Annotated in this window: 6 protein-coding genes; 1 reads left to right on the top strand and 5 read right to left on the bottom strand. The window is 37.6% G+C overall.

Features of this window, described 5'->3' with window-relative positions; translation table 11 throughout:
• Positions 1–152 precede the first annotated feature (152 nt).
• Positions 153–1,310, top strand: coding sequence for a CapA family protein (locus V7266_RS27095; RefSeq protein WP_335472321.1), 1,158 nt, complete (start codon positions 153–155; stop codon positions 1,308–1,310).
• A gap of 307 nt (positions 1,311–1,617) precedes the next feature.
• Here the strand turns inward: V7266_RS27095 and V7266_RS27100 are convergent, their stop codons facing one another.
• The 5 genes from V7266_RS27100 to V7266_RS27120 all read right to left on the bottom strand — a co-directional run bounded on the left by V7266_RS27100 (position 1,618) and on the right by V7266_RS27120 (position 6,398).
• Entirely contained in the window at positions 1,618–1,935 is a 318-nt protein-coding gene (locus tag V7266_RS27100; protein ID WP_335472327.1) for a hypothetical protein, read from the bottom strand.
• A gap of 43 nt (positions 1,936–1,978) precedes the next feature.
• The gene (locus V7266_RS27105) at positions 1,979–2,407 is read right to left on the bottom strand and encodes an acyl-CoA thioesterase (RefSeq protein WP_335472322.1); all 429 of its coding nucleotides are present in this window, start codon (positions 2,405–2,407) and stop codon (positions 1,979–1,981) included.
• 21 nt (positions 2,408–2,428) lie between these two features.
• The gene (locus tag V7266_RS27110) at positions 2,429–4,765 is read right to left on the bottom strand and encodes an AAA family ATPase (protein WP_335472323.1); all 2,337 of its coding nucleotides are present in this window, start codon (positions 4,763–4,765) and stop codon (positions 2,429–2,431) included.
• A 126-nt stretch (positions 4,766–4,891) separates the two neighbouring features.
• Positions 4,892–5,119, bottom strand: a complete 228-nt coding sequence (gene tlp / locus V7266_RS27115) for a small acid-soluble spore protein Tlp (protein WP_335472324.1) — start codon at positions 5,117–5,119, stop codon at positions 4,892–4,894.
• A gap of 271 nt (positions 5,120–5,390) precedes the next feature.
• Entirely contained in the window at positions 5,391–6,398 is a 1,008-nt protein-coding gene (locus V7266_RS27120; protein WP_335472325.1) for a DUF3231 family protein, read from the bottom strand.
• Positions 6,399–6,873: the final 475 nt, after the last annotated feature.

The raw sequence follows: 6,873 nt of genomic DNA on the forward strand, positions 1-6,873 counted from the left end.
GCACTTTCAGTAATTTTAAACATGTCGACTCCTTTCAAAATTTTTGGTGAAATTAGCAGAGAATAAATGTAAAATTATCCTTAAATATAATATAGTATCATCAAGGAACACAGAAATAATATGCTTTTAGTCTGGTGTATAGAGGAGAAATTATGAAAAAAAAGGCCATTTTACCTTCCATGATCATTATTTTAGGTTGTATGACAACTGCGGCAGTCCTTTTCATACAGCAAAAGCACCATGGAAATCATGAACATAATACTTATATTGCCCAAAACCATTCGCTGCGTCCATTATTTAACGTTAATCGAGATGTGAATCTTACTGAAAAAATAACCATAGGTGCCGTTGGCGATATCCTTATTCATACCCCTATCTATCAAGATGCCTTTAATGGAGCTGTGTATAATTTTGACCCCATGTTCGATCCGATAAAATCCATCCTTGAAAAGCCTGATATTGTATCTGCCAATCAAGAAAGTATAGTGGGAGGAGTAGAACTTGGCCTCTCCGGATATCCGAGATTTGATAGTCCCCATCAGGTTGCGGATGCACTGGTCCATTCAGGCGTAGATATTGTTTCTACTGCCAATAACCACGCCTTGGATAAAGGGGAGAAAGGAATCCGTTCAGAATCTGCCTACTTAGATCAAATTGGATTACCTCATGTCGGAACATTCATTGATCCTATGGATCGTCAGAGATTACGCATTATCAATAAAAATGGGATTAAGGTTGCCTTCTTATCCTACACCTATGGAACGAATGGCATTCCAATCCCAAAAGGGAAAGACTATCTTGTAAATGTATTGAATAAAAATGTTATGAAAGCAGAAATTGGCCGGGCCAAAAGTAGTGCTGACGTGGTAGTCATGAGTATTCACTGGGGGAACGAATATCAAAGAATCCCCTCGAATGAACAAAAGGATTTAGCTCAGTTTCTTGCAGATGCAGGAGTAGATGTTATATTTGGTTCCCATCCGCATGTTCTTCAGCCAATGGGATGGATTAAGACAACCGATGGCAGAAAATCGTTTGTTATCTACTCATTAGGAAATTTTATTTCTGGACAGCGCGGTAAGTATAAGGATATTGGTGGTTTAGCCACGATTGATATCACCAAACAGATTAACACGCAGGGCAGCAAGATTGAGATTTCCAATCCAGTTTTTACACCTTCGTATGTAACAAGTCAGAAAAACAAAAGTTTCCGTGTCGTTCCGCTTGAAAAGGCAGAAACCTATGGGCTGAAAAATGCCCATGTGAAATATGAGGAAATTCAAAAACATATGTACCAGTGGATTCCATAAGAAGAGCGCAAGGCGCCCGCCTATCGGCGACAAGCACAAGTCCAGCCGGCCGAAAGGTTGTTCTTTAACCTTTTGGCCGGATTGATCTAATTGTGGAGGCGACTGTTATGGGACGTAGTCATAAGACGCACTCTGTAAGAAGGCGTACTTTGCCTTCTTCAGGGGGTGGCTTATGACTTCAGTCCCAAGGAGCCGCAACTGGATAAGCTTGTGACCTCGAGCCGATGGCGCCTGGAGCTGGACAATTCTCGAAGTCGAAATTTATACCTTTTTATCTCATAAAGAAATAACAGGCACACTTGATCATTTAATTTTCAAGTGTGCCTGTTTTATTTTCCCAAAGATGTTCAAATAAGCCTTCTTTTTCTAAAATTTCCGTTTGCCGTTCCCCTAGTAAATCAAAATGGGAGTAGCCATCTTTGCGGTGATGAATCCATTCTTTTCTTAACCCGTACTTTTTGCCCCAATCAGCTAATTTAACAAGATCAAGACATCCAACTTTTGTGACGGTCTTGCAATCAGGAAAGCGATCATCTAGCCAATAATGAGTTAAGAAGGCCATTTCGCCTTGATCAATTTTCTTTTTCCATTCGTTTAGTTCTTTACGGTTTATTCCGAAAGCCAGCATCAACACCTCATTCCTTTTTGGGGGTCATCCACTAATGAGATTATTTTTTCTTTATTTCTTCATATTTTAAATACCATTCAGGAAAAGCCCTTTTAAATGAGGTCGGTTTAAAATTATCCTTTTTCACAATAATGTGGGTTGAAGTCCCTTCGGCACAGACCTCATCATCTCCATTTACAATCGTATAAGCATAAACGGTCTTGATACCATCATTTAAAGTGACCCATGTTTTTACAGAGGCCTTATCTCCATATCTTAACGGCTTTTTATAGGTGATTTGAATATCATAGACAGGAGCAAAGTAACCCGATTCTTCCATAGAAAGATAACTATAACCTATGTCCTCGATAAAACCAGTACGGCCCAGTTCGAAGAATTTTAAATAATTAGCATGATAAATGACACCCATCATGTCTGTGTCCGCATAATAAAGTTGAATTTCCCTGTTTGAGATAAAATAGTTTTCCACGATAAACGTCCCTTTCATTCATCAATAAGTTGAAGACTTTTCTAATGCTTTTTCCACATCTTCTCTTTCAAGGTAGATTGCTTTTTCTAAAAGCACTGCTTCCTCTTCTGTGTCCATTAAACGTAAGGCTTGAGCTTGAATAATGTCATCCACTAAATTGGTCGCAAATCTGCCATTCCCTTTAAACTTTTCAGCATCCATGGTTTGCAGTAAACGTTCTTTAGCCTCATCTGTAAGCTGATATTGAAATCTTCCTGCGTAATTTGACATGATTTCGAGCAGCTCTTCATTTGTATAATCTGGAAATAGGAAGAACTTTTTAAAACGGGAACGCAGTCCCGGATTACTCTCTAATAATTGATTCATTTCATTCGGGTAGCCGGCTAAAACCACCACCAAATTTTCATTTTGTTTTGTCATTTCATCCACAAGAGTATCAATGACTTCTTTTCCAAAGTCACCAGATGTTTGACTAATTAACGAATATGCCTCATCAATGAAAAGAACTCCGCCCAAGGCTTCCCTGATTTTTTGCTTCGTTTTTCCAGCTGTCTGTCCGACATAACCGGCAACAAAATCAGCTCGGCTCGCCACAATGAGATGTCCTCTTTTTAAAATACCGCATTCCTTTAAAAACTCCGCGTAGATTTTAGCTACCGTGGTTTTCCCTGTACCTGGGTTACCTGTAAAAACAGCATGAAGCTGAATCGGTACGGTAGGGAGACCCTTAGATCTTCTAAATTGCTGCATTTTGACGAATGAAATAAGTGACTGTAGCTCCACCTTCAAGGAAGTCAAGCCGGTTAATTGGTTCAGTTGTTCCTGCGGTGATTCAGTAATGGTTTCATTCTCGGTTTGAAAGTCTTCTTGGTCAAGCAGCATCATATCTAAAATTTCGCCTTCGTCTGCGTTGTTATGTGACCCTTTTTTAAAAATAGCATCCAAGACAATATTGTGGACCGTTCTAGCGTTGCCAAAAGTGTCATCCACCCGCTCTTTTTCTAAACGATGCTGAATTTCTATCTTTGATTCTTCTGTTAATAGGTAATCATTTTGGGCTGCAACTAACTCGGCAATATCAATTAGTTCCTCGTTCGAATAATTCGGTAAATGAATAAAGTTCGAATGAGGGAATCGGCTACGCAGACCAGGATTCGCATTTAAAAAGGAGCGCATCTCATCCGGATATCCAGCTAAAATAACAGCAAACTTTCCGCCATATTCACTGCTTGTCATTAACGAGACAAGCGTATCAATGGCAGCTTGCCCATAATCATTTCCCGTTTGACCCTCCCGTTTTAAGCTATAGGCTTCATCAATAAATAAAACGCCGCCAATCGAGCGTTCCACTACCGAACGGACATTTTCTTCCGTTTGCCCGACAAAAGAACCAACGAGCTGCGAACGATTCGTTTCAATGACTTCCTCCCTCGGCAAAGCCCCGAGTTCATGATAAATCTTCGCTAATAATCTAGCTAAGGTTGTTTTTCCTGTCCCAGGATTCCCGGTTAGAATCATATTAAGACTAAGCTCATCTTTAATCTGAAAGCCCAGTCCCTTCCGTTGTTTTTGATACTTTAGAAAACGGTAAAAGTCATTAATCCGTTTCTTTACTAAATCCATTCCCACCATATTTTGCAGCTGATCTAATGCATTTTCTGATTCAGCTGCAGGTGTCTCTTCTTCTACAAATTGCTGCAGCCATGTCTGTTTGATTTCTTCTAAATTAGACATATGTAATTTTAATTCATCATAATAGGTCGAAGTATGGAAAACACCGGTTATTGATTGATTGTATTCCTCAGCCGCTTTTAACAAGCTTCCTGTTTCCTCAATCGCAGATGAAAGCAGTTCATAAAGTTTTTCATATCTTTCTAAAAGCACTACCAAATCGAGTTTTGAGACAGTGTCAATCATTTTCTGTAATTCCTGAAGGTGTTCATCCGTTTCGGCTAAAAAACGCTGACATACTTCAATATACTCTTCTGCAGCTTTCTTTTTTGCAGTACGATTATCCGTTTCCCGCATGGATGGAAACATCAAAGGTGTCAATACATGATGCATCTTCTTCCAATCGGATTGAATAGTATGTTCCTTTGCTTTTTGGTTTAGGGGATTTAGCTTTAGTGCTTTTTCTAACCAAACCGCTGCGATGGAGTCATCTTTATGATTATGTAGTCTTGATAAAGCCCCAAATGTTAATAGTTTTGATAAGGTTACAGGATTAGTTTCCTGACGGATAGCAGCTAGCAGCTTTGCCTCTTCAGCAATAATCCCTGATTCATTTAGTTCTTGCTCCCACTGTTGGATTTGATCATGGGAATAGGAACGGTTGTTTTCTAATTGGTTCAAAATCATCACTCTTCTATTTAAATTTCTTTTACTAAGTTTTACTCACTATCTTACCATAACAGCTTATCCTATATAAAATGAGAGGTCTCAAAAAGGACCTGTTCGGAAATGAACAGGTCCTCGGAAGGGAAATTAACCTTGGTTGTTTGCCTCATCTTTAATCTCAGAACGGAAAGAATCGAGGCTTTCACGTCTACGTTCATTCTTAGCTTGAATTTGCTGCTTTTGTGTTTCACTGTCTGTAAGAGCAAGTGATTCTTCGGCAGCTTCCATATTTTCAATCGTATTTGTAATCATTGCTTGAAGTTTTTCAACGTTATCGCTGCGATCATCGGGATTGGGTTTGTTGTTATAAGTCATTTTTAAAAACCTCCTAAGGTGTATTTGGTACAGATATAGTTTGTTTCTGTACCTAAATACTTATTCAAGGAGTTTAAAACGTTGATTTAATAGGCTTTTAGAATGATAGATTCATAAAAATAGTAGCATGTATCTGTACCTAAAACAAGCAATTTTCGGGGTTTTATGTACAGAAATAACACGAAAAGTTGTATATATTCAAAATTGTTTTCTAAATTAAAAATGAATATTTTCCAAAAAATAACATTCGCAATTTTGCATCCACATTGTTCTAATCCTTCGCCAAGTTTTCGTGGTCAGCGGCAGTAGGAGGTTGTTCCATCCAACCCTTTTCTATTAAAATATTCAAACCATCTTCAGCGATTAAAGCAATTTCCATATTCATTCGAGCGTAATCAGTGGACAAGTCTCTTCTTTGACACATTGATAAAGCCTCCCCATAATAACCAAGTGCGGCAGATAGTAGTGTTGCTATATGGAAAAGCATAAGCTTATCAGAAAAGGGAGGTACGGTTGAATCGGTTACTTCTGATTCAAATATCCTTGGTTCATGGAGATTCTCCTCTTCTAACATTAAACCTAGTATATGAAAGTGTCTTTTACAAAGTTTTCGAGCACGTTCGAAATACTCTCGTACTTCTTTAGATTGGCATACTTGACTGAATCCTAACTCTAAAACCATTTTCACCATAGTTTTTTGCATATTCAGATGTGCACCACTGATTTCGATTGCATTTATCGGTCTTCGCTTTCCGAACCAACCAGTTATATAGTTTTGTTTCCTAATAAAATCAATCTTTTGTTTGTTATTTAATGTAGGCGGCTTACTAAGAATTCCCTTAGATAAAGCGACGGTAGTGACCCTATCATATAATTCCAACGTTTGAGAAGTACATTCAATAAGATATTTTCTGACATCTTCTCGAATACAAACGCTTGTTGCACCAGCATATCTCGTCAAACCGTGTATCGCCATAATTTGCAAATAAACAACCTTAAATGTATCCGTAAATAAAGTAGGGGCATTTACGGTTACATCTTCATCTGTGAACCCTATTGGAATAGGATAATTTTCTTCAGTTAAAAACTGTTTCACTTTTTCTATATGGGTTTGTGATAATTCTAAGGCAAATTGAATTACACCACGAGTGTTTTCATCCTTAGCATCATTTAACAAGTAGCGAAGAACACAACGTGACATAGTATCATTAATATATTGCGACCAGATGATACCATATTCTGAAGCATTAATTTTTTCTTGGTTATTGATCTGTTCCATTTTTTTATCTCTCCTAACTTTTTATAAGTAGGTTAACCAATAACAAAAATTTTATTTGTTTCTAAACTAATTCATGAATAATTATCTTATTTCGCAGCTTAAAGGNNAAGGTAGTTTGCAAAAAAACAATTTTCTTGTTCAGCAAAAGTGGACTTTTGTTGAACAAGGAGTTGCTGTGGCAGCATTCTTTTTTATTGACAGAGCAGTTTTGTTATAAAAGAAACTAAAAAAGCAAGCACAAAGTGCTCACTTTTTTAACAATGTGGTAAGAACTATATCAGGAATACCTGTCCCCTATGTTAAAGTTGGCATACTCAGTGATGAAGATAACTTAACGCTTATCTTTTCAATTAAGAAATATATTCTAACCAACACTCTAATTAGGGCTGTCATTATGACTCTTAATGAAGTATTCAAAACATCCCTCCACATTGAACTTTAGTGTTATTAAACAATAACACTAAAGTTATTATAC

This window comes from Neobacillus drentensis (assembly GCF_036965645.1).
Classification (GTDB): Bacteria; Bacillota; Bacilli; order Bacillales; family Cytobacillaceae; genus Neobacillus; species Neobacillus drentensis_D.